At 72.0% G+C, this 25,818-nt stretch carries 25 protein-coding genes; 9 read left to right on the forward strand and 16 right to left on the reverse strand.

All coding sequences use genetic code 11. The annotated features are described in order from the left end of the window. Window positions 1–191: 191 nt before the first annotated feature. From fxsA to ACSHXN_RS14875, 5 genes are all read right to left on the reverse strand, one after another. Entirely contained in the window at window positions 192–401 is a 210-nt protein-coding gene (gene fxsA / locus ACSHXN_RS14855; protein WP_355133362.1) for an FxSxx-COOH cyclophane-containing RiPP peptide, read from the reverse strand. Window positions 402–427: 26 nt separating this feature from the next. Continuing rightward, window positions 428–3,808, reverse strand: a complete 3,381-nt coding sequence (locus ACSHXN_RS14860) for an SAV_2336 N-terminal domain-related protein (protein WP_355133360.1) — start codon at window positions 3,806–3,808, stop codon at window positions 428–430. A 5-nt stretch (window positions 3,809–3,813) separates the two neighbouring features. Further along, a complete protein-coding gene (locus ACSHXN_RS14865; RefSeq protein WP_355133358.1) occupies window positions 3,814–4,842 on the reverse strand; it encodes an AAA family ATPase in 1,029 nt (342 codons plus the stop codon). Window positions 4,843–4,950: 108 nt separating this feature from the next. Next, window positions 4,951–7,161, reverse strand: coding sequence for a trypsin-like peptidase domain-containing protein (locus ACSHXN_RS14870; protein WP_355133356.1), 2,211 nt, complete (start codon window positions 7,159–7,161; stop codon window positions 4,951–4,953). Continuing rightward, window positions 7,158–7,658: a CU044_2847 family protein gene (locus tag ACSHXN_RS14875; protein ID WP_355133354.1), complete on the reverse strand. Its 501-nt coding sequence runs from the start codon at window positions 7,656–7,658 to the stop codon at window positions 7,158–7,160. Before ACSHXN_RS14875 ends, ACSHXN_RS14870 begins: the two co-directional genes overlap by 4 nt. Before the next feature lie 168 nt (window positions 7,659–7,826). Between ACSHXN_RS14875 and ACSHXN_RS14880 the strand changes: the two genes are divergently transcribed. The 3 genes from ACSHXN_RS14880 to ACSHXN_RS14890 all read left to right on the forward strand — a co-directional run bounded on the left by ACSHXN_RS14880 (window position 7,827) and on the right by ACSHXN_RS14890 (window position 10,690). Beyond that, window positions 7,827–8,006, forward strand: coding sequence for a DUF6104 family protein (locus ACSHXN_RS14880; RefSeq protein WP_200419274.1), 180 nt, complete (start codon window positions 7,827–7,829; stop codon window positions 8,004–8,006). Window positions 8,007–8,730: 724 nt separating this feature from the next. Then, window positions 8,731–9,660: a DUF4097 family beta strand repeat-containing protein gene (locus tag ACSHXN_RS14885; RefSeq protein WP_355133352.1), complete on the forward strand. Its 930-nt coding sequence runs from the start codon at window positions 8,731–8,733 to the stop codon at window positions 9,658–9,660. A 1-nt stretch (window position 9,661) separates the two neighbouring features. Beyond that, the gene (locus tag ACSHXN_RS14890; RefSeq protein WP_355133351.1) at window positions 9,662–10,690 is read left to right on the forward strand and encodes a helix-turn-helix transcriptional regulator; all 1,029 of its coding nucleotides are present in this window, start codon (window positions 9,662–9,664) and stop codon (window positions 10,688–10,690) included. An 86-nt stretch (window positions 10,691–10,776) separates the two neighbouring features. Here ACSHXN_RS14890 and ACSHXN_RS14895 read toward each other — a convergent pair whose 3' ends face one another. From ACSHXN_RS14895 to ACSHXN_RS14910, 4 genes are all read right to left on the reverse strand, one after another. Then, a complete protein-coding gene (locus ACSHXN_RS14895) occupies window positions 10,777–11,340 on the reverse strand; it encodes a Clp protease N-terminal domain-containing protein (RefSeq protein WP_355133349.1) in 564 nt (187 codons plus the stop codon). Beyond that, window positions 11,340–11,549: a helix-turn-helix domain-containing protein gene (locus tag ACSHXN_RS14900; protein ID WP_010984411.1), complete on the reverse strand. Its 210-nt coding sequence runs from the start codon at window positions 11,547–11,549 to the stop codon at window positions 11,340–11,342. The genes ACSHXN_RS14895 and ACSHXN_RS14900 overlap by 1 nt, the downstream gene beginning before the upstream one ends. Window positions 11,550–11,689: 140 nt before the next feature. Beyond that, the gene (locus tag ACSHXN_RS14905; RefSeq protein WP_356106843.1) at window positions 11,690–12,655 is read right to left on the reverse strand and encodes a zinc-binding dehydrogenase; all 966 of its coding nucleotides are present in this window, start codon (window positions 12,653–12,655) and stop codon (window positions 11,690–11,692) included. 159 nt (window positions 12,656–12,814) lie between these two features. Then, a complete protein-coding gene (locus tag ACSHXN_RS14910; protein WP_355133345.1) occupies window positions 12,815–14,038 on the reverse strand; it encodes an NAD(P)-dependent malic enzyme in 1,224 nt (407 codons plus the stop codon). A gap of 538 nt (window positions 14,039–14,576) precedes the next feature. Here ACSHXN_RS14910 and ACSHXN_RS14915 point away from each other — a divergent pair. The 3 genes from ACSHXN_RS14915 to ACSHXN_RS14925 are packed head-to-tail and all read left to right on the forward strand — an operon-like array spanning window position 14,577 to window position 17,295. After that, window positions 14,577–15,539, forward strand: coding sequence for an ABC transporter substrate-binding protein (locus ACSHXN_RS14915; RefSeq protein ID WP_355133343.1), 963 nt, complete (start codon window positions 14,577–14,579; stop codon window positions 15,537–15,539). Between the two features lie 29 nt (window positions 15,540–15,568). Continuing rightward, entirely contained in the window at window positions 15,569–16,498 is a 930-nt protein-coding gene (locus tag ACSHXN_RS14920) for an amino acid ABC transporter permease (RefSeq protein WP_356106834.1), read from the forward strand. Continuing rightward, the gene (locus tag ACSHXN_RS14925) at window positions 16,495–17,295 is read left to right on the forward strand and encodes an amino acid ABC transporter ATP-binding protein (protein WP_355133339.1); all 801 of its coding nucleotides are present in this window, start codon (window positions 16,495–16,497) and stop codon (window positions 17,293–17,295) included. Before ACSHXN_RS14920 ends, ACSHXN_RS14925 begins: the two co-directional genes overlap by 4 nt. A 158-nt stretch (window positions 17,296–17,453) precedes the next feature. Here ACSHXN_RS14925 and ACSHXN_RS14930 read toward each other — a convergent pair whose 3' ends face one another. Next, a complete protein-coding gene (locus ACSHXN_RS14930; RefSeq protein WP_356106831.1) occupies window positions 17,454–18,218 on the reverse strand; it encodes a class I SAM-dependent methyltransferase in 765 nt (254 codons plus the stop codon). 99 nt (window positions 18,219–18,317) lie between these two features. On the opposite strand from ACSHXN_RS14930, the gene ACSHXN_RS14935 reads away from it, so the two are divergent. Further along, on the forward strand, window positions 18,318–18,947 hold the full coding sequence (locus ACSHXN_RS14935) for a CGNR zinc finger domain-containing protein (RefSeq protein WP_355133335.1): 630 nt from the start codon (window positions 18,318–18,320) through the stop codon (window positions 18,945–18,947). On the opposite strand, the gene sodX is transcribed toward ACSHXN_RS14935, so the two are convergent. Then, complete coding sequence (gene sodX / locus ACSHXN_RS14940) at window positions 18,851–19,285, reverse strand: nickel-type superoxide dismutase maturation protease (protein WP_355133556.1); 435 nt, start codon at window positions 19,283–19,285, stop codon at window positions 18,851–18,853. The two genes, ACSHXN_RS14935 and sodX, sit on opposite strands and share 97 nt — an antisense overlap. Before the next feature lie 145 nt (window positions 19,286–19,430). Here sodX and sodN point away from each other — a divergent pair, with 145 nt between their 5' ends. Further along, entirely contained in the window at window positions 19,431–19,826 is a 396-nt protein-coding gene (sodN, locus tag ACSHXN_RS14945) for a superoxide dismutase, Ni (protein WP_355133333.1), read from the forward strand. A 115-nt stretch (window positions 19,827–19,941) separates the two neighbouring features. Here sodN and ACSHXN_RS14950 read toward each other — a convergent pair whose 3' ends face one another. Next, window positions 19,942–20,691 carry a nucleotidyltransferase domain-containing protein gene (locus tag ACSHXN_RS14950; protein ID WP_383356204.1) on the reverse strand — a complete coding sequence of 250 codons (750 nt, stop codon included), beginning with the start codon at window positions 20,689–20,691 and terminating at the stop codon, window positions 19,942–19,944. Window positions 20,692–21,076: 385 nt separating this feature from the next. Between ACSHXN_RS14950 and ACSHXN_RS14955 the strand changes: the two genes are divergently transcribed. After that, window positions 21,077–21,469 (forward strand): helix-turn-helix transcriptional regulator, encoded by a 393-nt coding sequence (locus ACSHXN_RS14955; protein WP_383356452.1) that lies wholly within the window; start codon window positions 21,077–21,079, stop codon window positions 21,467–21,469. Window positions 21,470–21,533: 64 nt separating this feature from the next. Here the strand turns inward: ACSHXN_RS14955 and ACSHXN_RS14960 are convergent, their stop codons facing one another. From ACSHXN_RS14960 to ACSHXN_RS14975, 4 genes are all read right to left on the reverse strand, one after another. Further along, window positions 21,534–21,881 (reverse strand): DUF952 domain-containing protein, encoded by a 348-nt coding sequence (locus ACSHXN_RS14960; RefSeq protein WP_355133554.1) that lies wholly within the window; start codon window positions 21,879–21,881, stop codon window positions 21,534–21,536. Between the two features lie 234 nt (window positions 21,882–22,115). Next, window positions 22,116–22,712: a GNAT family N-acetyltransferase gene (locus ACSHXN_RS14965; RefSeq protein WP_438303232.1), complete on the reverse strand. Its 597-nt coding sequence runs from the start codon at window positions 22,710–22,712 to the stop codon at window positions 22,116–22,118. 230 nt (window positions 22,713–22,942) lie between these two features. Next, complete coding sequence (locus ACSHXN_RS14970) at window positions 22,943–24,067, reverse strand: family 2 encapsulin nanocompartment cargo protein polyprenyl transferase (protein WP_438303233.1); 1,125 nt, start codon at window positions 24,065–24,067, stop codon at window positions 22,943–22,945. 145 nt (window positions 24,068–24,212) lie between these two features. Continuing rightward, on the reverse strand, window positions 24,213–25,619 hold the full coding sequence (locus tag ACSHXN_RS14975) for a family 2B encapsulin nanocompartment shell protein (RefSeq protein WP_355133323.1): 1,407 nt from the start codon (window positions 25,617–25,619) through the stop codon (window positions 24,213–24,215). Between the last annotated feature and the right edge of the window lie 199 nt (window positions 25,620–25,818).

Raw genomic sequence — 25,818 nt, forward strand, 5'->3', positions numbered from 1 at the left:
TACGGCTCGCGCTCCGGCGGTACCTCCACCGCGGCACGGCCCCCTACCCGTGTCGGAGCACATGCCTGTACGCGGGTGGGGTCAAACACCTGGCGCCGGGAGTTGACCGATCAGCAATGGAACTCGACCGAAACTGATGGGTCATGGCCGTATTTGACAAACGCTTCTGATGGTTGCCACGGTTCCGCCCCTCAAAACGCGTTGTTGAACCCCCACAGCATCTCGCTGGGCTGCGCCCCCCGCTCCCGCAGTTCGTCCAGCACCTCGCTCAGCACCGGATGGCGAAGCGTCCTCAGCTCGTCCAGGTCCAGCTCCAGCAGATCCGGCAGCGGCTCCGGCACCGGTGCCGTCGGCGCTCCCGCTCCCGGCACCTCGGCTGCCGCCTCGTCCCTCGCCTCCATGGCCCGTCCCTCTCCGCTCGTCCCGCTCACTCCAACTCCGCCAGACGCTGGGCGGTCTGCCGTGCCGTCGGTTCGCCCGAACCCACGTGGTCCTCCGGCAGCCTCGACCACTCCGCCCGAGCGGCCCGGTACGCCTCACGGGCCGCGCGCGGACGAGCGGCCGCCTCGTAGGACATACCCCGCCAGTGCCGTGCCTGCGCCCCCAGTTCGACGGCCTCATGACGCCGGCGGTCCGTTTCCGCGTCCCCCTCCGCCGCCCTGGCCGCGTCCGAGGCCGCCCGGAACGCGTCGACGGCCTCGTCCAGCCGCGCGGGACGCCCAAGGCTCAGGTACGCCTCGAACTGCACCTGACCCGCCTCCAGCCAGCAGCGGGCGGCCAGCAGCGGATCGTCCGCCTCCGCCGCCGCGAGCCCGAAGAGGTGCTCGGCCTCGCGCAGATCGACCCGATCACCGCGGGCCCGGTAGCGGAGCATCAGCGCCCGGCCCAGCAGCAGCAGGCGGTGCCCGAGCTGCGGACTGCCCGCCGGGGTCTCCGCGCGGCAGTCCCGCAGCACCCGGATCGCCCGGGACAGCGGCTCCAGGGACCGGGAACCGGTCTCCAGCGCCGCCCGGCGCAACAGGACCTCGCCCCACTCGGCGAGCACGTCGGCATGCGTGGGCGCGTCCCGCGGCATGCGCTGGGCCGCCTGGGCGAAGTGGTCCGCGGCCCGCAGGAGTTCACGCGGGTCGCCGGTCTCGGCGTAGCGGGCGTCCCTGATGCGTCCGCCGCGCACCAGGAGGGAGGCGCGCAGGCCCTGCTCCCGGGTGAGGCCCAGCGCCTCGTCGACGCGTGCCTGGGCGTCGTCCAGGTCGCCGCCCGACCTGAGCAGTGCGTCCACCAGGTCGAGCAGGACGCGGACCCGGTCACGCGGGCTCTGCGCGGACCCGCCGTCGGCCTCGGGAACGTTGTCCAGTGCGCTGCGCAGCGACTGCGCGCCCTGTTCGGCGTAGAGGCGGGCCTGCTCGGGGTCGGTGGTGGCACCCGACAGGTGCAGCAGGACCCGGCCGTGGGCGAGCGGCAGTTCGGGCGGCCGGCGGCGGCGGTCGGGCCAGGCGTCCGCGAACGCCTCGAGCATGCCCACCGCACCCTGCAGCAGAGCGCTGTCACCGCCGAGCCGCCACTGCGACTCCAGTCCGCCGACGCGCTCCAGGGTGAGCCTGAGCGCCTCCTTCTCGTCCAGCTCGGGCGCCGCGCAGGCCACGGCGTACTCCCGGTCCGCGCGGCGCAGGAGTTCGACTGCGCCGTGCGCGTCACCGCGGCGCCTGCGGTCGGTGGCGGCGGCCCGCAGCACCCGGGCGAGCACGGCCCGTTCACGCAGGGCGCGGGGATGGCTCACCGCTCGCTCCGCGGCCGTCTCCGCCTCGCGCAGCAGTTCGGCCCCGCCCAGCACCTCCCACAGTCGCAGCGCGCAGTGTGCGTACTCGGCCCACAGTTCGGGGTCGGTGCCGATGCTCGGCTCGTGCTCCGTGGCCCCTCTCAGCAGCTGCACGGCGTCGATGAGGTCCTGCACCATGCCCTCCTGGTCGAACTGCCCGACCAGCGCCCGGGCGCGGACGACCGCCGAGTGCGTCGGACGTTCCGCGGCCTGGCCCGGGCCGCCCCGCCTGCCGTAGAGGGCCAGATCGCTCGGCAGCGGCATGAAGCGCTCCAGGACACGGGCGGCCACCTCGGCGAAGGGCTGGGGCACGAGGGTCGCGCCGCCGTTGTCCCCGTTCTCCTCCGGGTAGGCGGTACCGGCCGCGTAGGGGCGGCCCGTGCCGCCGTCGCCCAGTTGCGCGAGGGCGAGGGCCGGGAAGTTGGGACCGCCCTTGCCGAAGCGCTGCTCGATGTACTCGGAGCAGTGCTTGAGCACCAGCATGGCCTCGTCCCGGCCGAGCGGCGACAGCAGCGACTCCTGCACTCCGGGCGCGAACTCGTACCACTGGGCGCCGTCGCCGCCGTAGTCCTCCTTGGCACGCGAGAGCAGCCCGCTGAGCAGGACCTCGGCCAGTTCGGACGGCCCGGAGTCGGGCAGCATGGTCCGCTGCACCAACTGCATCACCGGCAGGCACAGCGGTGCCGCGGCGAGGTAGACGGCGAGCCGGCCCGCGGCCGGGGACGCGGTGGAGCGGAAGCGGCTGACCAGTTCCAGCGCGGAGGGACGGCGGCCCGGGCGGGCCGCGGGTGCCGCGGGCTGATCGGCGCGCACCCAGCCGACGGCGCCGGCCACCGGACCCGCGCCCGCCCCGGACAGCAGTCTCGCCCAGGCGCCGAGTGCCACCGGCTCGGGCGGCAGCACCGGCACCGGGAGGGCACCCCGCCGGGCCTCGGGCGACAGGCCCGCGGGGGTGCGGACGCGCAGCGCGGTGGCGCCGCCCAGTGTCTCGCCGCGGGTCAACTCGCCGTAGGTGACGGGCAGCCGGGTGCGGTTCCACATGCGTTGCGGCAGCGGCTGGAGCACCGCGACCGGGGCCTGCCGGGACAGCTGGTGCAGCAGCCGGTGGGCGTGGCCGCTGCGCCACAGCGGTCCCGCGCAGTCGCTGACCAGCAGTGTGATGCGGCGTCCCGTCGGATCGCTCAGCCGGTCGGCCGAGTGCAGCGGCGCGGCGTGCGGATCGGGACTGCGGCTCACCGCGGGCTCGCCGTCGGGGCCCTCGTGCAGATGGCTGACCTGGATGTCCCAGAAGGCCCCCAGCCGGCCGAAGACCTGCTCCAGTTCGGCGAACATCCGGTCCCAGACCCGCATCGACGACGAGGCGTCCATCACCAGCTGGAGTCGTGCGTCGGCCCGGGTCACCGCCCGGAAGACCGGGAGCACCAGACCACCGGCCCGGGCGCTCCGCTCCGCCGTGGCCGTCTCGTCGAGCACGGACCGCCGGGGCGGGGCGGCACTGCGGTAGCCCTGCAACGGGCGCAATGCGCGCTGGAGTTCGAGCGGGGCGGGAAACACGGGCGCCACGGGAACGCCCACGGGCAGCGCCGCGGCCCGCCCTCGTCCCCGTAAGCGCTCCCCGCCGTGCTGGGGAACCGTGTACAGCGCGACGCGCCGGTCGCCCTCCGGCTCGTGCGGCAACGGCCCGGGAGGTGCCGGGTCCGCGGAGGCCGCGTCGGTGACCGGCACGGCGCCCGGCTGCCGCTCGCCGCGCCCGGCCTCTCGCGGCCCGGAGCGGTCCGGCGGCGGGGACACGGCCTCACCGGACCCCGCCGGGCGCGCCCAGCGCGCCAGCCACAGGACATCGCACAGTTGCTCGCCGTCGGGATCAAGTCCCGCGTCCCGCAGCCCGGCCACGAGTTCGGCGATCGGATCACGGGCGGGCGTGACGGGGCCCCCGCCGCCGGGACCTTCGCCGGGGCGGACGGGACCGTGGCGCGCCGTCGCGTCGGGCATCGGCGTCACCTCGGCCGGTCGAGTCGCTGGATGAGCAGGTCGGCCAGGCGGTCACGGCTCGGCGGGGCGGCCGCGTCGGTGAGGTAGATCGCGTTCAGCAACTGGTCGGCCGCGACGAGTTCGCTGCGCGACCGCTCCAGGAAACGGGTGATCAGGTCGTCGCCCGCGCGGGCCGCCTCGTCGCCCAGATGGGCGCGTACGAACGTCGCGAGCCTTTTGTGGTCGGGCCGGCCGAGCTGCAGATGGATGCACCGGCGCATCAGCGGAGCCGGGAAGTCGCGCTCCCCGTTGCTGGTCAGGACCACGAAGGGGAACGCACGGCAGCGGACCCTTCCGTCGCGCACCCGCACCTTGGTGCCGTCGGCGGTGAGCACCTCGGCCTCACCGCCGGGCAACCGGTCCGCGATGCGCTCCAGTTCGGGGATGGCGAACTCCCCTTCCTCCAGCACGTTGAGCAGGTCGTTGGGCAGATCGATGTCGCTCTTGTCCAGCTCGTCGATCAGCAGCACACGCGGCACGTCGGAGGGCAGCAGGGCGGTGCCGAGCGGCCCGAGACGGACATAGCTGCCGATGCTCTCCACGGCCCCGGGCGAACCCGCCGCGGAACCGAATCCGCCCTGTGCCGCGATCTGCACGTCCTGGAGCCGGGCGATGGCGTCGTAGTGGTAGAGGCCGTCCTGGAGCGTGGAGCGGCTGACGATGGACCAGCGCAGGACGTTGCCGAGGCCCAGCTCGTAGGCGACGGAGTGCGCCAGGGTGCTCTTGCCCGCCCCCGGGCTGCCGGTGACGAGCAGAGGGCGGCGCAGATACAGCGCCGCATTGATCATCTCCAGTTCCTCGGCACCGGGCCGGTGCAGTTCTGCCAGGTGCCGGTGCGCCCCGAGCCTGCGGTCCTCGGACCCGTCGCCGCCGTTCTCCGAAGCCGCCTCGCGGCCCGTGAAGTCCCGCCACGGCGGAGGTGCGGGCAGCCTCTCGATCCCGTCGTGCGGTTCTCCGGCACCCCGGTAGATGAGCCACTCACTGGATTCGGTCATGATCCGGTCCTCGTCGTCACTCGTCCACGGCAGCCGTCGAACCTGATTCACCGTATCGATCCGCAGGAGCCCTGGTAAGGGCGCGGTACGGCCTTCGGCGCGGGCGCTTCACGGTGCCTCCAGCAGGTCGTCGCTTCCCGGCAGCGGCCGATGCGGATCGTCGTAGAGCAGCGCGATGCCGTCGGCCCAGTACGTCTCCGCACGGCCCGCACGCAGCCCCGCCCGCAACTCGTGCACCAGCTCCGGAAGCCGTTCCGCGCCGCCGGCGCCTGCCACCGTGTCACCCGCCCCTCGATGGAACTCGCCGCACACGGCGTCCCGTTGGCCCCGCCAGCGCCGCCACAGGGCCACACCGAAGCCGCCGTGCACGATGCGTGCGAGCGCCACCCCGTCGTCCTCGAACCGCTGGTCGCCGTAGCGGCACAGGATCGGCACCGCGCCGTGCGGCAGGCCCCGGAGCCGGCTCAGCGCCGGTACGGGTATCCGCAATCCGTCGTCGCAGTCCAGCAGTTCGGGCCGGGCGTCGTGCGCGTGGATCCACCGCCAGCGGGCCTCCCGCTCCCGACGCTCCTCCTCGGCATCGGCCGGATCCTTCTCGGGCGGCCCGTAGTCGTCGAGCAGCCGGTCGCGGTCGGCGCAGCGCACCACGACGGGGCGTTCGGCGCCGAGCGGCGCGTCCGCCGCCCTCAGCTGCCAGGTGTCCACGGCCAGTCCGAGCAGCGTGCGGGGCAGCGCCACCTGGAGCACGGCAGGCCGACCGGGCTGGTCGCACTGGCGGAACGCCTCCGCGAGGGGGTGCGCGAGAGGGCCCGGCAACGCCTCCAGGGACACCCGCTCGGCCTCGTCGAGGCGTACCACCTCGCCGTCGGGCCGGGCCACCGAGATCCGCCAGTCGCAGCGGTCCGGCTCCCAGCCCCGCTGGACGAGTTCCAGCAGGGCGCACGGGCGGGGGACACGGCCGAAGCCGTGCGCCTCCTCGAGTCCTCCGCGCGACGGGTCGTGGTACGGGGACGGGTCGGGCCCGGTCGGCAGGGGGTCCCGGGCCCCGGGCACGAGCTCCGGCGGGTCGTGCCGGCGGCGGGACGGGGGCAGCGGGGCCGGGCCCGTGCGGCGCCGCGGACGGAGGAGTTCGATGCGCCGCTGCGCCAGGCTGCGGCGGTACCGCAGGCCGAGGCCCTCGGAACTCTGCCGCACCCACTCCCACAGGGCCTGCTCCGCCTCCCCGGTACCGGGCGACTCGAAGGGGCGGTCGGCGGCCATGACCTGCATCGCGTAGTCGAGCACGAGTTCCAGCGCGCCGTCCTGGCGTGCCCCCTCGTAAAGGGCGCCGAGGCCGTCGCGCCAGCCGCGCGGAGCCGGCTGGGGGATCGCTCCCGGCAGGTCGGGCAGCGACTCGAGGATGTCGAGCAGACTGCGGGTGCTGGTCGGGGGCGGCAGATCCGCGAGCCGGCCCAGCAACTGGATCCGCTCGTCGGGGCTGAGCGCGCGCCCGGGCCGCGCCTGGAGCTCGCTCTGCACATCGGCCCAGGTGAGGTGGTCGGAGTCGGGGTGCCGCTGCCGGTCCCTGTGGTAACGGTCGTGGGCGTGGAAGACGGCCTGGTAGAGGTCGCCGTGCTCGCTGCGTATCCCGTCCCTGGGGACGGACAGCGCCCGTAACTGCTCGACGCCGGTGGACGTGCCGCCGCTTCCGCGGTCCGATCGCGACTTCAGGACCCCGATGACCTCGCCGCGTACCGGGTCGATGACCGGCCCGCCGGAGACACCCGGCGGAAGATCGTTCTGGCCGAGCCGCATCTGCACGCCGGAGGACCACCCGCCCAAGGTGCCCTGCACCGACAGCGGGCCGTCCAGGGCCTGGAGTCGACCGTCCATCACGGTCCATCCCGCATAGAGCACCCGGCCCTCGCCGTAGTACGCGGCGGGCCGCTCGGAGACATAGACGCAGTCGTGGTCGACCGGCTCGCGCAGTTGGACGAGCGCGAGGTCCGGGGCAGGCCAGTTGCCGCGCGGCGCGCCCTCCGCGTGCTCCGGGATCGTGGCCGCGACGGTCCCGGCGACCGCGGCGCCGCCGCGCCCCGGACCCGTCTCATAGACCACGGTCACCTCGTCCCCCTCCCCGGCCCGTGCCACGTGCGCGCAGGTCAGAACCCAGTTCGGCGCGACGAAGAAGCCGCTGCCGAGGAACGTGCCCGGCTCGTCGATGTCATACCCGACCCCCGCACGATGGATGCGCACGGTCGCGGCCATGACGAGTTCACGCAGCGCACGGCGGGCCGCATCGAGGCCGCTCGATGCGCCCCGGGCGTGCTCGTCCGTCATGCCCCGCCCCCGGCACCGGCGGCCGCGGGACCGCCGTGCGCCCGGGCGCCGCCGGACGCATCCGTGCGCGGGCCGGCGGCCGGGGAGGGCGGTGCGTTCCCCGGCGTGCCGGTCCCCGGGCCGGAGGCGCCGTCGGGCGGATCGGCGGCCGGGGGCCCGCCCTGCCAGGTGAGGGTGACCGTGATGCCCGCCTTGGCCTCGCCGTCGGCCAGCAGTCCGACCACCTTGCCCGCCTTCGCGGTCAGCTCGATCCCGAACTCGACACTGACCTCGTCGGGCCGTACCGCGCGCAGGGGTCCGGCAAGCGAACGCGCCACGCTGGTCACGACGGAATGCAGACTCTCGACCTGCGCCTCCACGCGGTCGGCGAATCCCGTGTCCGTGTACGACAGCTCGCCGGGCGGCACCGCGAGCTCCTCGGCCCCCGATATCCGGGCCCACACCGGCGTTCCGTCCGGCATCTCGATGCGCGCTATCCGCGTCGACTCGTCCGCCATGGCATCCCCCGTTCCCCCGGGCCCCCGTGATCCCGCCTGCCGGTGCGCAGGCTAGCGACACGGCGGTCGTCGCGCGAGAGCCCGGCTCGCCCCGCAGGGCCGCCGCACTCCCGCCTATCCTTTTCTTGTCCTCTCCTACCCCTCTACCGAACCGACGGAGCACCACCGATGTACTTCACCGACCGCGGCATCGAAGAACTCGAGAAACGGCGCGGCGAGGAAGAGATCACCTTCGAGTGGCTCGCCGAGCAGCTTCGTACGTTCGTCGATCTCAACCCTGACTTCGAGGTGCCGGTGGAACGGCTGGCGACCTGGCTCGCACGCCTGGACGACGAGGAAGACGAGTAGCGTCCGCCGACCGGGGGCACCGACCGGTGCCGACACCGCGGCCCGTTCCGGGCCGACCCGTCCGCCGGCCGCCCCGCTCCGAGGACGGCCCGTCCCGCGCCCGGCCCGCTCGGGGGCCCGCCGTCCGGATCCGGGCGGCGCGTCGCCCGCGCCTTCCTGCGCGACGACCTCGCCGATCGCCGGCGTCACGCGGGTCTCCGGCTCGCTGTCGCCGGACTCACCGCCGCCGGACGCGCCGTCGCGGGCTCGCGCCGCCCAGACCTCGATGAGCAGAGGCCCGTCGGCCACGGGCCTCTGCTCATCGGCCGCTCCCGCGCCGCCCTCGCCCCGTTCCCGCGCGGACGTGTCCCGTTCCCGCGCGGACGTGTCCGGTGGAGTTCGGTCATGCCTCGGTGGAGCTCGGCCCTGCCCCGGTGGATGGGAGTGCCCGTCCTCGGGTGGGTGCCGCCCTTGAAGGCGTGCCCGCCCTTGGATACGTGCCGTCCGTGGAGGTGCGCCCGCCCCCGGAGGAGGACCCGCCGTCGGAGGTGTGCCCCCGCACGGGACGGGAGCACCGCCTGAACACGCGCCCGAGTCGGGCCGTTTCGCCGGTTTCCCCCAGGGATTCCCCAGAACGGGTGTCTTGACTTTCCCGGTCCGCGATATATCGTGAATGACACAAGACGCGATATGGCGTGTCGTTCGCCGCGTGCGCCGTGCCCGCACGGCCGAGGAGGTCTGCACCATGTCCGAGTGGTCCGTCGCAGAGCCGAGGAAGCTCACCTTCGACGCCCCCGTGACGGCACTCCATGTGCGCATCGTCAACGGAACGGTGAACGTGGTGGGCACCGACGAAGGTTCCGCCCGCCTGGAGGTCTCGGAGATCGAGGGCCCCCCGCTGACGGTGACGCACAAGGACGGCGCCCTCACCGTGGCGTACGACGACCTTCCCTGGAAGGGCTTCCTCAAGTGGCTGGACTCCAAGGGCTGGCGCCGCAGCGCGGTGGTCTCCCTGACCGTTCCGGCGTCCACCCGCGTGGAGGTGGGCGTCGTCGGGGCCAACGCCATGGTCTCGGGCGTCGACGGCGGCACGGACGTCAAGGGAGTCACGGGCGACACGACACTCGTCGGCATGTCCGGAGCGGTCCGGGCCTCGACGGTGTCGGGAAGCGTGGAGGCCCAGGGGGTCGCCGGGGAGCTGCGGCTGAACTCGGTCTCCGGCGACCTGACCGTCATCGAGGGTGCCTGCCCGCTCGTCAAGGCCGACTCCGTGAGCGGCTCGATCATCCTGGACCTCGACCCCACGAGCGGCCCCACCGACGCCCGTCTGACGAATGTCTCGGGTGAGATCGCCGTCCGGCTCCCCCACCCGGCGGACGCCGAGGTCGAGGCGAACACCGCGAGCGGCACGGTCTCCAACGCCTTCGAGGACCTGCGCGTGACCGGTCAGTGGGGCGCCAAGAAGATCACGGGCCGTCTCGGCGGGGGAAGCGGCCGCCTGAAGGCGACCACGGTCTCCGGCTCCATCGCCCTGCTCCGCCGCCCGCCCTCGACGGACGGACCATGGGACGCCCCCGGCCCACGGGGCGCGTCCGCCGGCAGCGACACCGCCGCCCCGTCCGATCGCTCCCCCCAGGGCACGACCGGCGCACCGACCGAGCAGAAGGGGCTCTGACATGCCTCCCGTCTTCGCCCATGGACGACTGCGCCTCTACCTGCTGAAGCTCCTCGACGAGGCCCCGCGCCACGGATACGAGGTGATAAGGCTGCTGGAGGAGCGCTTCCAGGGGCTCTACGCACCCTCCGCCGGCACCGTCTATCCGCGGCTGGCCAAACTGGAGGCCGAGGGCCTGGTCACGCACACCACCGAAGGCGGCCGAAAGGTGTACGCCATCACGGACGCGGGCCGCGCCGAACTGGCCGACCGCAGCGATGAACTGGCCGACCTGGAGCTGGAGATCCGCGAGTCGGTCGCGGAGCTGGCGGCCGAGATCCGCGCCGACGTGCGGGGGGCGGCGGGCGATCTGCGCCGCGAAATGCGGGCCGCGGTCTCCGAGGCCCGGCGGGGGACCAAGGAGCACACGGGGGCACACCAGGACGGCAGCCCGTCCGAGACGGAGGCATGGCGCGTCGCCAAGGAGGAGATGCGCCGCGTCAAGCAGGAGTGGAAGGAACAGGCCCGGCGCGCCAAGGACGAGAGCCGGCGGGCCCGCGAGGACGCCCAGCAGGCCCGCCGCCAGGCCAAGGAGGCACAGGAGCGGGCGCGCGCCCAGGCCCAGGAGGAAGTGCAGCGCATCGCCCGCCGGGTCCAGGAGCAGGTGCAGGACCACTTCACGCGCGGCGACTGGCCGACCGGCGTCCGGGAAGGACTGACCGAACTGGCCAAGGAGTTCGGCGAGTTCGGCAAGGAGTACGGATTCGGACGCCCGGGTGGGACAGCGGACGCGCCGAAGACAGCGAGCCGGCCGGAGTACTCCAAGACCCCCGAGGACTTCCCCGGCACCTACGAACCCTCCTGGGCGCACGAGGACTTCACGGGCGATCCGGCCCGCGCCCTCGACCGCCTGCTGGACCGCTTCCGCGACGACATCCGTGACGCGGCCCGCGACAACGGAGTGACGGAGGAACAGCTCCGCGACGCGCGCCACCATCTGTCGACGGCCGCGGCCCATATAGGGGCGACGCTGCGGTCACGGAAGAGCTGACGGCGGTCGGCGCGGCGATCCGGCCGCGCCGACCGGGTCACCCGTCCCGCTACGACTCCACGGGGCGGGCGCTGACGTCAAGGGGCTCACCCGGCCTTGGTCTCCCCCCTCCCCCACAGCACGCGCTCGACGGACTCATGCGTCACCCCGTGGTCGGCGAGGACCTCGGCGGGGACGCCGGGGCGAGCGGTGAGGGCGAGGAGCAGATGCTCGTCGCCGATGTGCCGGTCGTCGTGGGCGAGGGCGGTGCGCAGAGACATGGTCAGCAGATCCTTGGCACCGCGGGTGAACGGACGCCGCCCGGACCGCCGGCCGCCACCCTGGCGCCCCGCCGCCAGCACGCCCTCACCGTGCGCCTCCTCGATCCGGGAGACGATCTCCGCCACGTCGACGCCCAGCCCGGCGAGGGCGTCCGTGTCGGCGCGGGACAGTCCGCCACGACGGCGCGCCTCGGCAAGGTCCCGTACCACTGCGTCGCGCCGCCCGGTGAGCCCGAGTGCGGCCAGGGCGAACGCGGCCCGGCTGCCCTCGCGATCGAGAAGGGCGAGCAGCACATGCGGCTCGTCGACCCGTTCCTCACCCGCCCGTTCAGCGTGCTCGATCGCCCCGATCACCACCGCACGAGCATCCTTGGTGAACCGCTCGAACATCACTGCCTCCCGTACTTCTTGTGCACGGCCTGCCTGCTGACTCCGAGTTCCGCGGCGATCTCCTGCCACGACCACCCCTGGTTGCGCGCGCTGCGCACCTGCACCGCCTCCAACTGCTCGAGCAGCCTGCGCAGCGCGGACACGGCCCGCAGTCCGATCCGCGGATCGCGGTCACCCGCGCGCTCGGCGAGATCCGTTGCTTCGGTCATGATGTCAACTTAGATTGACACCACCCCGCATGTCAACCCCGGTTGACATGCGGGGTGGTGTGGCCTCGTCGCGGGGCGCACACACGAACGGCGGGCCCGGAAGATTCCGGGCCCGCCGCGGACGGAAGGGTGGGTGTCGGTCAGTTCGCGGTCAGCACGATCTTTCCGAACTGGTTGCCGGACTCCAGCCGTTCGAAGCCCTCACGGGCCCGGTCCAGGGGAAGCACCTCGTCGATGACGGGGCGCACCCCGGTGGCGGCGCAGAAGGAGAGCAGGTCCTCCAGTTCGTCCTTGGAGCCCATGGTGGAGCCGACGACCTTCAGCTCCAGGAAGAAGATGCGGGTGAGTTCCGCGTGGGAGGGGCGGTCACCGCTGGTGGCACCCGAGATGACGACGGTGCCCCCGGGACGCAGGGACTTGACGGAGTGGGACCAGGTGGCGGCGCCGACGGTCTCGATGACGGCGTCCACCCGCTGCGGCAGCCGCGCCCCGGACTCCAGCGCCTCCACGGCGCCCAGTTCCAGAGCCCGCTTGCGCTTGGCCTCGTCACGGCTGGTGGCGAACATCCGCAGACCGGCCGCCTTGCCCAGCACGATCGCCGCGGTGGCGACTCCCCCGCCCGCACCCTGGACGAGGACGGAGTCGCCGGGGCGGACCCCCGCGTTGGTGAACAGCATGCGGTACGCCGTCAGCCACGCGGTGGGCAGGCAGGCGGCCTCCTCGAAGGAGAGCTCCCTGGGCTTCGGCAGCAGGTTCCACGTGGGGACGGAGACCTGCTCGGCGAAGGTGCCCTGGTAGCGCTCGGTGAGGATCGAGCGGGGCTCGTCCGGGCCGACACCGTGGCCCGTCTGGCCGATGACGGAGTGCAGGACGACCTCGTTGCCGTTCTCGTCCACACCGGCCGCGTCGCAGCCGAGGATCATCGGGAGCTTGTCCTCGGAGAGGCCGACGCCCCGCAGGGACCAGAGGTCGTGGTGGTTGAGGGAGGCGGCCTTGACGTTCACGGTCGTCCAGCCGGGCGTGCGCCCGGGGGCCGGGCGCTCCCCCAACTCGAGGCCCGTGAGGGGGTGGTCGCGGTCGATGCGGGCGGCGTAGGCAGCGAACATGACCTTGACGATAGGCTCCGGGATGGGCCTACGGAACCGGGGCTCGCTGTGACGCGTGTCCCGCTCGGCGGGTGCCGGAAGCGGCCCGCAGTGCGGCCGGCCCGGAGGACCGTGTCCACGGGGTGGGCGGGTCCTGGTGCACCCGCCCACCCCGTGGAGCTATCGGCGCGCGACTCCCTCGGCCCGCGCCGCGGCCGCGACCGCCGCCGTCACCGCCGGGGCCACGCGCTCGTCGAAGGGCGACGGGATCACATAGTCGGCCCTCACGTCGTCACCGACGACCGCCGCCAGCGCCTCGGCCGCGGCGATCTTCATCCCCTCCGTGATGCGGGACGCCCGCACCTGGAGGGCTCCGGCGAAGATGCCGGGGAACGCCAGCACGTTGTTGATCTGGTTCGGGAAGTCGGACCGCCCCGTCGCCACGACGGACGCGTACTTGTGCGCCACGTCCGGGTGCACCTCGGGGTTCGGGTTGGCCATCGCGAACACGAAGGCACCCTCGGCCATCGAGGCCACGGCCTCCTCCGGGACCGTGCCGCCGGAGACGCCGATGAAGACGTCGGCGCCCTCGAGGGCCCGCTCCAGCGAACCGGTCAGTCCGGCCTTGTTCGTGAATCCGGCGAGCTCCCGCTTGACCGGGGTCAGATCGTCCCGGTCCGGGGACACCACGCCCTTGCGGTCGGCGACCGCCACATCCCCGATCCCCGCCTCGATCAGCATCTTCGCGATGGCCACACCGGCCGCGCCCGCGCCCGAGATGACGGCGCGCAGCTCGCCTACGGAGCGCCCGGTCAGCTTCGCCGCGTTCCGCAGGGCCGCGAGCGTCACCACGGCCGTGCCGTGCTGGTCGTCGTGGAAGACCGGGATGTCCAGCCGCTCCTGGAGCTTGCGCTCGATCTCGAAGCAGCGCGGCGCCGAGATGTCCTCCAGGTTCACGCCCCCGAAGGAGGGCGCCAGCCGCGCCACGGTCTCGACGATCTCGTCCACGCCCGTGCAGTCGAGGGCGATCGGGACCGCGTCCACACCGCCGAACTGCTTGAACAGGATCGCCTTGCCCTCCATCACGGGGAGGGAGGCCTCGGGGCCGATGTCGCCGAGGCCGAGGACCGCCGTGCCGTCGGTCACCACGGCGACGACGGACGACTTCCATGTGTAGTCGTGGACCAGCTCCGGCTGCTCCGCGATGGCGGTGCACACCCGGGCCACGCCGGGCGTGTACGCGAGGGACAGGTCGTCCTTGTCGCGGACCGGGACGGTGGCCTGCACGGCCATCTTGCCCCCGCGGTGCAGCGCGAAAGCCGGATCGAACGAATCGTGGGGCTCGGCCCCGCCGTCCTGGTCCGTATTGCCGTCGCTGCGCGAATTGACGATCTCCGCTGCCACTGTGTCGTACCCCTTAGATGTTCATGGTGTGAGGGTGACCACTCCTGATTGAGGGGTGGGCGGGACCGCGTGCGACCCAGGTGGACTGATGCGTACAGGTACACACGCGACGGGCGCGCCGCACACGCGCCCTGAGCCCCGGATGAGGGGTGTAGGGAACCTTCTTACCGGACGCACGGTGTCCCGGACGAGTCCGTACCACCAAGGTCACACGCCGGTGAGATGACTCATGCCGGAATTTGTGGACAAGTTCATAAAACGCCTCCTCAAGATCGCACACGCAGAGGTGCGATCAACCGCAACCCGGGTCGCGCCGAAGATCTTCCGGCCGGAAGGAGGGATTCCCGGACGAGGTCCGGCCGTGATCGGCCGTTCCGGACGGTCGGGGGTTCACCCGTTATCCGATTTTGACATGGCGAGTCGCCTGAATACGCGAGACCGAATGGCAAGATGCCTCAATCACGCGAGGTCGCGACACCCAAAGGTGTGTGTTCTCGTCGACCCATCGGCACAACCCATCTCGCCGGAGGAAGCCACCATGACCGCAAGCTCGACCCGTCGTACGACCGCCACGCGCTCGCGGATAGCCGCGGTCGGCGCCCTCGCGGTCGCGGGCACCCTGCTGGTCGCCGGCTGCGGTGACCAGACGGACAAGAAGAGCGACAGCAGCTCCAGCACGGGCACGTCCTCGGCGCCGCTCGCGGCCAAGCTCCCGAAGGACATCAAGGACGCCGGCGTCATCAAGGTGGGCTCCGACATCGCGTATCCGCCGGTCGAGTACATGGAGGGCGGCAAGGCCGTCGGTATCGACCCCGACGTCGCGGACGCGCTCGGCAAGCAGCTGGGCGTGAAGTTCGAGTTCCAGAACGGCAAGTTCGCCCAGCTCATCGTGGGCCTGCAGGCCAAGCGGTTCAACGTGGTGATGTCCGCGATGAACGACACCAAGGACCGCCAGAACGGCATCGACTCGGACACCGGCAAGAAGGTCGGCAACGGCATCGACTTCGTCGACTACTTCACCGCGGGCACCTCGATCCTGGTCCAGAAGGGCAACCCGAAGGGCATCAAGTCCCTCGACGACCTGTGCGGCAAGGTCGTGGCCCTCCAGCAGGGCACCACGTCGGAGGGCATCGCCAAGGCGCAGAGCACGAAGTGTACGAAGGACGGCAAGCCGGCCATCAAGCTCCAGACCTTCGACACCGACCCCGAGGCGCTGCTCCGCCTCAAGCAGGGTGCGTCCGTCGCCGACCTGAACGACTTCCCCGTCGCGGCGTACAACGCGAAGACCTCCGGCGGCGGCAACGACTTCGAGGTTGTCGGCGAGCAGATCGAGGCCGGCCCCTACGGCATCGGCGTCAGCAAGGAGAACACCCAGCTGCGCGACGCGCTCCAGGCGGCCATGGCCGCGATCATCAAGGACGGCGAGTACCAGAAGATCCTCGAGAAGTGGAACGTCACGGACGGTGCGGTGACCGAGGCAAAGATCAACGGCGGCTCCTGAGCGTCACGCAACACTGAAGGGCAGTCACCGTGACTGACACTGTCGACAAGACTCCGGCGCCGACGGTGCCGCCGGAGCAGATCAAGGCCATTCCGGTGCGCCACTACGGGCGCTGGGTGGCGGGTGCGGCGGTCATCGCCATCCTGGTACTGATCGGGATGGCCTTCTCCAACGCCAAGATCAACTATGGCGTGATCCCGGACTACCTCACCGACGGCACGATCCTGTCCGGCGTGTGGCACACGCTGTACATCTCCGTGCTCGCCATGGTGCTGGGTCTCGTCCTGGGCGTGGTCCTCGCGGTGATGCGGATGTCGTCGAACCCGGTCACCAGTACCGTGGCCTGGTTCTACGTGTGGTTCTTCCGCGGCACTCCGGTCCTGGTCCAGCTGCTGCTCTGGTACAACATCTCGCTCGTGTTCCCCATCCTCAACCTGGGGTTCTACAAGGACGAGATGAACCAGGTGATGACCCCGTTCCTGGCGGCCCTGCTGGGCCTCGGCCTGAACGAGGCCGCTTATATGTCCGAGATCGTCCGGGCCGGCATCCAGTCGGTCGACGAGGGGCAGACGGAGGCGTCGCACGCTCTGGGCATGACCCAGGGCAGGACGCTGCGGCGTGTGGTCCTCCCGCAGGCCATGCGGGTGATCGTGCCGCCGACGGGCAACGAGTTCATCAACATGCTGAAGACATCGTCGCTGGCCTACGCGGTCCAGTTCAACGAACTCATCAAGCGGGCGCAGGACATCTCCAGTACCTCGCTCGCGGTCGTGGAGATGTTCTTCGTGGCCTCGATCTGGTACCTGATCCTCACCACGGTCTTCAGCATCGCCCAGTACTACATCGAACGCCGATACGCCCGCGGTTCGTCGCGCAACCTGCCGCCGACACCGCTCCAGCGCCTGCGGAAGAACCTCCGCCTGTTCGGTTCGTTCCGCCGCCCGGAGGTGGCCCGATGAGCAGTCTCGGCAAGGACATCGCCCCGGGCACGAGCGGCCACCCGATGGTCAGGGCCGAGGGGGTGCACAAGTCCTTCGGTCTTGCGCACATCCTCAAGGGCATCGACCTGGAGGTGAACCCGCGTGAGGTGTTCTGCCTGATCGGCCCGTCCGGCTCCGGCAAGTCCACTTTCCTGCGGTGCATCAACCACCTGGAGAAGATCAGCGCGGGCCGGCTGTACGTCGACAATGAACTGGTCGGCTACCGGCAGCGGGGCGACAAGCTCTACGAGCTCAAGGAGAGCGAGGTCGCGGCCCAGCGGCGGAACATCGGCATGGTGTTCCAGCGCTTCAACCTGTTCCCGCACATGACGGCGCTGGAGAACGTGATGGAAGCGCCGGTCCAGGTCAGGCGCGAGGCCAAGGCCGTGGCGCGGGAGCGCGCGGAACGGCTGCTGGACCGGGTGGGCCTCGGGGACCGGAAGGGGCACTACCCCGCCCAGCTCTCCGGCGGCCAGCAGCAGCGCGTCGCCATCGCCCGCGCGCTGGCGATGGAGCCGAAGCTGATGCTCTTCGACGAGCCGACCTCGGCCCTCGACCCGGAGCTCGTCGGCGAGGTGCTCGATGTGATGCGGGACCTCGCCGAGGACGGGATGACGATGATCGTCGTCACGCACGAGATGGGCTTCGCCCGCGAGGTGGGCGACTCGCTGGTCTTCATGGACGACGGTGTGGTGGTCGAGGCGGGCCATCCCCGCGAGGTGCTGACGAACCCGCAGCACGACCGGACCAAGTCCTTCCTGTCGAAGGTCCTGTAGAGCAACGGCAATGGGCCCCACGTCCGTCGGGACGTGGGGCCCACTCGTGTTGCGCGGCGGGGACCGACGGGACCGGGTCCCTCGGCGGTCGGGGAACTGCACGCTCTCGCCGCCGAGTCGCCCGCCCTGCGCCTGCCTCCGCGCGAGCAACGCCGGGCCTACTTCAGCGCGAGCAGCAGGGTGTCCGACGGCGAGCGCCACACCGGGCGGGCCTCGGCGAACCCCTTCTCGCGCAGCACGCGCGCGTGCCAGGCGGCGGATGGCGTCTCTCCGTCGGCGTGGGCACCGTAGATCTCGAAGCGGCGCGCGGTCGGCGCGGCCAGGGCGGGGTCCTTCGCTGCCAGTTGCCACCACTCCGCCCAGTCGAGGGCCCCCTCCCGCATGGCCCGGTCCATGCGGGCGTGCCGCTGGGTCCGCTCCGCCGCGTTGATACGGGGGGTGGTGTCGTCGATCATGTGGTCGGCGTTCATGAAGACACCGCCGTAGCGGACGAGTTCCGCCACCCGACCGTAGAGGGTCTCGAGGGGGCCGGTGCGCAGCCAGTGGAGGGCCGTGGCGGTGAGGACCGCGTCGTACGCGCCGTACGGCAGCAGCGCGGGCCAGGCGGGGTCCTTGAGGTCGGCCTCGACGAAGGTGACGCGGCCGTCTCCCTCGAAGGTGCCGCGGGCGATGGCGAGCAACGCGGGGTCGAGGTCGACGCCGGTGCTGGTGGCCCCGGGGAACCGGGCGAGCAGCCGGGCGGTGATGGTGCCCGTGCCGCACGCGAGGTCGAGCACGCGGGGCTCGGTGCCGACGAACGCCTCCACCATGTCGAGCATGATCCGGAAGCGCTCCTCACGGTCGGGCATGTACCACTCCTGCTGGCGGTCCCAGCTCTGCTGCCAGGCCTGCCAGTCGGTCGCCGTCGTCCCCGTGTCCGCCATCGTCGCCCTCCACCACGTCCGCCACGTAATACCCTGGAAACACGATCATCTGTTACCCGACCGCCCCACGACCATAGAGCGCCTCCGTAAGGACTACAAGTGGAACTGGCCTATTACTCGGACTACGCCGTACGTCTCGTGAACAGCGAGGAGCCGGCCCGGGGCAAGGACGCGCTCACCTCGGTGGATGCCGTTCGCGACCTCTTCGGGGTCAACCAGTCGGCGGCCCGCCGCGCCACCGACGCGGACGTGACCCGGTTCCGCTCGGTCAGGGCCCGGCTCCGCGCGGTCTTCGAGGCGGCGGACTCCGGCGACGAGACACTCGCGGTGGACCTGCTGAACTCGCTGCTCCTGGAGTTCCCGGTGAGCCCGCAGATCTCCGGGCACGACTACCGGGACGACGACGGCCGCCCGCTGTGGCACATGCACCTGGCGGACCACCCGTCGAACGCCACCGCGGGCTATGCGGCGATCGCCGCGATGGGGCTCGCCTTCCACCTCACCGCGTACGGCGTGGACCGCCTGGGCCTGTGCGAGGCGGCCCCCTGCCGCAACGCGTACCTCGACACCTCGACGAACCGCTCCCGGCGGTACTGCTCGGACCGCTGTGCCACGCGCGCGAACGTGGCCGCCTACCGCGCCCGGAAGCGCCTGGAGGCCGACCGGTCCGAGAGCACCGGCCGGGCCGCGGAGAGCGCCCAGCGCGCCAGCGCGAAGGGCGAGCGCTGACCCGCCTTGAGCGGCCGGTACCGCAGCCGCACCCTCCCGAGGACGAGCTCCTCGGGAACGGCGCCGTAGTCGGTGCTGTCCCCGCCCGCGTACGGATTGTCCCCGAGCACCCACCAGCCGCCCTCGCGAAGCTGCGCGGCGCGCTTGACGACCAACAGGTCCTGCTGGAAGGGGTGCCGCAGGACGATCACGTCACCTGGCCGGACACGTGCTCCGTACTGGACGAGGAGCCGGTCCCCGTGATGCAGCGTGGGCACCATGGACGGTCCCGTCACCTCGGCCACCCCGAACGGCAGCAAGGTCCTCGTGCGTTCGATCTCCTGCGACAGCTCCGGCATCACCGGCACCTCCCCGGTCCGATCCTCCACCAGTCCCAGTCTGACCCCGGACTTTTGACGTAAGCCCACGGGGGCACTCGCGAAAACCCGTCCCCTACGGAGTAATGTCCCACCTGAGAAGACGATCACGAGGAAGGACAGCTTCATGCTCTCCCGCCTGTTTGCCCCCAAGGTCAAGGTCAGCGCCCACTGCGACCTGCCCTGTGGCGTCTACGACCCGGCCCAGGCTCGCATCGAGGCGGAGTCGGTGAAGGCCGTACAGGAGAAAATGGCCGCCAACGACGACCCGCACTTCCAGGCTCGCGCCACCGTCATCAAGGAGCAGCGCGCCGAGCTCGCCAAGCACCACGTCTCGGTGCTGTGGAGCGACTACTTCAAGGCCCCGCACTTCGAGAAGTACCCGGAGCTGCACCAGCTGGTCAACGACACCCTGAAGGCCCTCTCGGCCGCCAAGGCGTCGAAGGACCCGGCGACCGGCCAGAAGGCGCTGGACTACATCGCCCAGATCGACAAGATCTTCTGGGAGACCAAGAAGGCCTGATCACCGGTCCTTCTGACCGAAGACCGGCGGGCGGTGCACCCTCGCAGGTCCGCGGTGCGTTCGAGGGCCCGGCCGATTCGTCGGCCGGGCCTTTCGCGTTCTCGCCGGGCCGGGCTCAGTCCCGCTTCTCCCCGCCGTGCCACGTCCGGTGGTACCCCTCCCGCAAGGGCCCGCCCACCAGAGCGAGGACCTCGAACGCCGCCTCCGCCAGGGGGGCCGGGTCCGCGTGTTCGGCGACGGTGAGCCGGGCCTCGACCAGGGCACGGCCGAGCACGGGATCGGCGGCCGTCAGACGGCGCGGGAGCCACTTCCCGCCGCCCCTCCAGGCGCGGCGACGGTCCGCAAGCAGTCCGGCCGCAGAGCTCAGCACCTGCTCGGCGACGGCCAGTTGCTCGTGGCGGTTGTCGAGATCGGCCAGATCGTCCAGCAGGTCGGTGAGCCGGTAGCGCGCGTCGTCGCGTTCCTCCGCGGTCAGCGGATCGGGCCCCGCTGCCAGCTGGGCACACGCCTCGGCCCGCAGTGCAGCGGCGTGGCCGTGCGGATCGTGCAGCAGGACGGACTCCGCGTAGACGAACTGCATCGTCCCCCGGCGGCTCGCCCGGTCCGCCGCGAAGATCTCCGCGAGGCCCGCGCGCGTGTGGGCGAACACCTCCGCGAGGCGCCCCTCGTGGCGGAGTGTCTCGCGGTGTGAGACGTCCCCGTCCGCGAGCAGCACGGCGATGTCGAGGTCGCTCGTCGCACTCGCCCGGCCGCCGGCCGTCGAGCCACCGAGCACGGCGGCGACGGCCTGCGGCCGGCGTTCCAGGACCAGGCGGCGCGCCCCCTCGACGGCCGCCGTGAGCATGTGCGCAGGGTGCGGATCCATGGCCGCATCGTCCCAGGGCCGGGAACCCGTACGCCCCCGGTTTCCTCATGGAACGGCCGTTTCCGGCCCGCGGAACCGCCGTGAAACCACGCCGAAGGCGGCCGCCCGCACGCTCTGCTCCACGGCCGCGACACCCCACGCGATCACCGCGACCGGAGTGCGGAAGGCCTACGGCGAGCACGTCGTCCCCGGCGGGCCCGGTCCGGGCGCAGAGCGGGGTCACGGGGCAGTTCGCGGCCGTCGACATGAAGCTCCCCGGTGGATCTTGCCTGGCTCCTGGCGCGTCCGGTGCCGGTGCCTGCGGAGCCCGGTTGTCAGTGCCGCGTGCCATGCTGAGGCAGTGGACATCGACGACCTGGTCCGGCTGCGACGGGCGCGCGACCGGATGGACCGTGAGTACGCGCAACCGCTGGACGTGCCCGCGCTCGCGCGCACCGCGCTGATGTCACCGGGGCACTTCCAGCGCAGCTTCCGCGCGGCCTACGGGGAGACCCCGTACAGCTATCTCATGACCCGGCGCATCGAGCGCGCCAAAGCGCTGCTGCGGCGCGGCGATCTGACCGTCACGGAGGTGTGCCTCGCCGTGGGATGCACCTCGCTGGGATCGTTCAGCACGCGGTTCACGGAGCTGGTGGGCGAGTCGCCCAGCGCCTACCGGTCGCGGTCGCACGAGCAGCTCGCGGCGATACCGCCCTGTGTGGCCAAGGGGCTGACGCGTCCCCGCCGCAGCCGCCCGAGTGCGGCGCCGGCCGTCGCCGCGGGCGCCGCTCCGGCCTGACGCCCCGGGACTTTCCGCGCCCCGATCGCCCGGCGGCCGCACCGCGCGCCGCCCCCGGCCGCGCTCAGGCCTCCCTCGTCTCCCCGTTGCCCCAGGCCTCCACGTCCACCACGGCGGACACCGGTATCGGCCCGTACACATGCGGGAACTCCTCGCCGCCGGGCCGCATCGACTCGTAGCGCACGGGGGCGGTCAGACGCTGCGGATCGATGACGAGAAGGACCAGTTCGCCGGACGCGGCGTGCTCCCCGTAGAGCCGGTGCGCCACCTGCGGGACCTGGTGGCGCAGTGAGCAGTGGATGAACCCCTCCTCCTGGAGGGTGCGGCCGCGGGTCGACATCTCGTAGCTGCCGCTCGCGCGGGCGGCCTCCCACAAGGAGCGCTCGGTGAGGTGCAGAAGTGGTTCGTGCATGGCGCCGACCCTAGGCGACGCCCGGTACGGCGCGTCGGCCCGAGGCGGCACGTACGCCGCGCACTGCGGGTTCCGGCAGGGACCGGGGCGCCAGACGGGGACGAACGCGCCGAGCGTCTTGTGCCGCCGTACCACCGTGGCGACGTGCTGCCCGCACGCGGGGCAGACCTTGTCCTCGCTGCCCATGCCCTCAGGGTAGGGCCGCCACCGCGCCTGTGCTCCCCGCGCTCGGGATCAGCGCGGATCGCGCCACATCGGCCACATCCGGAGGCCGTCCGGAAGGTCCAGGGTGGGCCCCTCGAAGGCGAACCCGAGCCGTTCGTACAGCCTGGTGCTGCGAACGCTGCTCGCCTCCAGATAGGCCGGCAGTCCGTCGCGGTCGCAGCGGTCGAGGACGTGCCGGATGAGCTCGGTGCCCAGGCCCTCGCCCTGGCTCCCCGGTGCCACGCCGATCATCCACAGGTACTCGTGGCCGCGGTCCGCGGGGTGCGACTCGGCCATGAGCCGCGCTATGAGTTCGACCCGCTCGTTCTCCGGGTCGACCGCCTCGCGCAACCGCACGGCGTCGTCCCCGTCCTCCTCGCCGGAGTGGTCACCGGCGGGCACGGACAGCCACAGCGCGCACGCCGTGCCGTCCTCGGTCACGTCGATGTGCCCCTCGGCGAGCACGATGTCGGTGAACGCGGCCATCAGCCTGTGGTGCGTCGTACGCCGGTGCTCCTCGTCCGGAAAGACCCAGCTGCTGACCGGATCGTCCCGGAACGCCTCGTCCAGCAGCCGGACGACCAGTTCCCTGTCGTCCTGGCCCGCCGCCCGGATCGCCACACCCATCTGCCTGCCCCTTGTATCAACCAGCGGTGAGCTTACGGGAGTTGAGGATATCGAGCGCCGCGGGGCGGCACCGTCGAGGGGCACGCCGACGACGGGGAGGAGCTCCGGGAAAGAGGCCCGGGCCCCGCACAACTTGGGGATGTGCGGGGCCCGTCCCGTCCGGAGCCACCGGTGCCGCGCGGGGTCAGGAGCCGCGCGGCACCAGGGCTCCGGGGTCCTGCGGCCGGTGGTCAGGTGCTGCGCCGGGTCACGAACTCGGCCAGTGCCAGCAGACCGCCCGCGGCCTCGGGATCGGGAACCGCACGGGACAGCTCGTGCATCGCCCGGCCCATCCGGTCGGCCGCCTGCTGCTGCGCCCAGTCACGGCCGCCCGCCTGCTCGACGGCGAGGACCGTGCGCTCCAACTCCCCCTCCCGGTAAGGCCCCCGGTACAGCTCGGCCAGGTCGGCCGCCGCCGGGGTGCCGGAGGCGAGCGCGGCGACCACGGGCAGCGATTTCTTGCGGGCCATGAGGTCCGCCCCGGCCGGCTTGCCGGTGCGGCCCGGGTCGCCCCAGATCCCGATCACGTCGTCGATGAGCTGGAAGGCGAGCCCCGCCTCCCGGCCGAAGGCGTCCAGCGCCTCGACGTCCTCGTCGTCCGCCCCGGCGTACAGCGCGCCGACCGCGCACGCGCAGCCGAGCAGGGCGCCCGTCTTCGCCTCGGCCATGTCGAGCACCTCGTCGAGGGTGACCTCGTCGGGGTCGCTGCGCTCCATGGCCGTGTCGGCGTGCTGGCCCGCGCACAGCTCCACCACACAGGCCGCGAGCCGGGCGGCCGCGGCCGCCGCCGCGGGATGCCGGTCCTCGGCCAGCACCCGCAGGGCCAGCGCCTGCAGCGCGTCCCCGGCCAAAATGGCGTCGGCGTCGCCGAACACCGTCCAGACGGTGGGGCGGTGTCTGCGGGTGGCGTCCCTGTCCATCACGTCGTCGTGCAGCAGCGTGAAGTTGTGGACGAGTTCGACGGCTGCGGCGGCCCCCACGGCCACGGCCTCACGACCGCCGAGGGCGCGGACCGCGGTGAGCACGAGCGCGGGCCGTATCGCCTTGCCCGCATTGCCGTTGGCAGGTGTGCCGTCCGCGTGCTCCCAGCCGAAGTGGTAGCGCGCGATGCGGCGCATCGCACCGGGCAGCGAGTCGACGGCCCGGCGCACCTCCGGGTCGACCACGTCGCGTGCGCGCTCCAGGATCGCCGCGGCCTCGTGCCCCTCGGACGGTGCCGCCTGGCGCGGGACCGGGCGGGACGTGCCCGGCGGTCCCGCCGGGCCGCGCCGTCCGAGGGTCGGGGTCTGCTTCGGTTCCGTCAGGAACTCGCCCATGGAACCTCCCCCGTCAGGACCTCAGCCATGGAACCGCCTCGTAGTGTCTGCGGACGTGACGCCTCCGCTGCCGCCCGGCCGGTGGTACCCCGAGGGTGTACCCGCCCCGACGGGCGGGAACACGGACTGCCGGGTGTGGGTGGCGTCACCTCCAGCGGCCGATCTCGACGTTCTCCAGGACGCCCAGGGCGTCGGGTACGAGAACGGCGGCCGAGTAGTAGCCCGTCACCAGATAGCTGATGATCGCCTGCTCGTTGATGCCCATGAAACGCACCGACAGGCTCGGCTCGATCTCGTCGGGGATTCCCGACTGCCTGAGGCCGACCACTCCTTGGTCCTCCTCACCGGTGCGCATGGCGATGATCGAGGTCGTACGGGCGTCGCTCACCGGGATCTTGTTGCACGGGAAGATCGGTACTCCCCGCCAGGTGGGGATGCGGTTGCCCCCGAGGTCGACGGTCTCGGGCACGAGCCCCCGCTTGTTGAGCTCCCTGCCGAACGCGGAGATCGCACGCGGGTGGGCGAGGAGCAGCTTGGTGCCGCGCCGCCTGCTGAGCAGCTCGTCCAGGTCGTCGGGGCTCGGCACGCCGTCGTGCGGCTGCAGCCGCTGGTCGTACTCGCAGTTGTGGAGCAGACCGAAGTCGCGGTTGTTGATCAGCTCGTGCTCCTGGCGCTCCTTGAGCGCCTCGACCGTGAGCCGCAACTGGTGCTCGGTCTGGTTCATGGGCTGGTTGTAGAGGTCCGCCACGCGGGTGTGGATGCGCAGGACGGTCTGGGCGATGCTCAGTTCGTACTCGCGGGGTGCGGCCTCGTAGTCGACGAAGGTGTGCGGGATGTCCGGTTCGCCGCTGTGGCCCGCGGCGAGGTCGATCTCCTTCTCGCCGTACTTGTTGGTGCGCTGCTCGGGGATCGAACGCTGCTGCCGGAGGTGTTCGCGCAGCGATCCGGTGCGCTCGGCGATCTGCTCGACGTCCCGGCGTGGCAGCGCGAGCACCGTGCAGGCGGTGACCGCGCGAGCCGTGTACTCCCAGATGGCGTCCGGGTCGAGCAGTGCCTGCTCGCCGAAGTACGCGCCGTCGGCGAGCACCCCGAGCACGGCGTCGTCCCCGTAGGGTCCCGTACCGAGCTTCTCGACCCTGCCGTGCGCGAGGAGGAACACCTCGTCCGCCTGACTGCCGAACTCGGCGAGCACGTCCCCCGGCGCGAACCTCCGCTGCTGGCACCGCCGGGCGAGTTCACCGAGCACCTCCAGGTCCTCGTACTCGCGCAGCGCGGGCAGTTCGCCCAGCTCGGCCGGGATGACCGCGACCTGGTCGCCGGTCTTCACGAACGTCACGCGGCCGTCGCCCACCGAGTAGGCCAGACGGCGGTTCACACGGTACGCACCACCCTGCACGTCCACCCACGGCAGCATGCGCAGCAGCCATCGTGAGCTGATCTCCTGCATCTGTGGTGCGGACTTGGTGGTGGTGGCCAGGTTCCGCGCGGCCGTGGTGCCGAGACTCTGCTGCGGCTTGCCGCCCTCAGCGCGGACCTCTTCGCCTACCGACATAGAGAATGCCCCTCCCGATCATGCCGTGATCTGCGGGAACAAGCCTTCAGCACGGAGCGTGTCCGTACCATTACCCAAACGAGCGGGAATGGATCATCATCGGCCTGGGCACACTGGGGAACCGCTGCGCGGCAGGTCCCGCGCCGGTGCGGGTCCGGGTGCGAACTCCCTGGTCGGGCGGCCCTGTCGCCGTCCTGCC

It is taken from the genome of Streptomyces sp. HUAS TT11 (genome assembly GCF_051553595.1).
Taxonomy (GTDB): Bacteria; Actinomycetota; Actinomycetes; order Streptomycetales; family Streptomycetaceae; genus Streptomyces.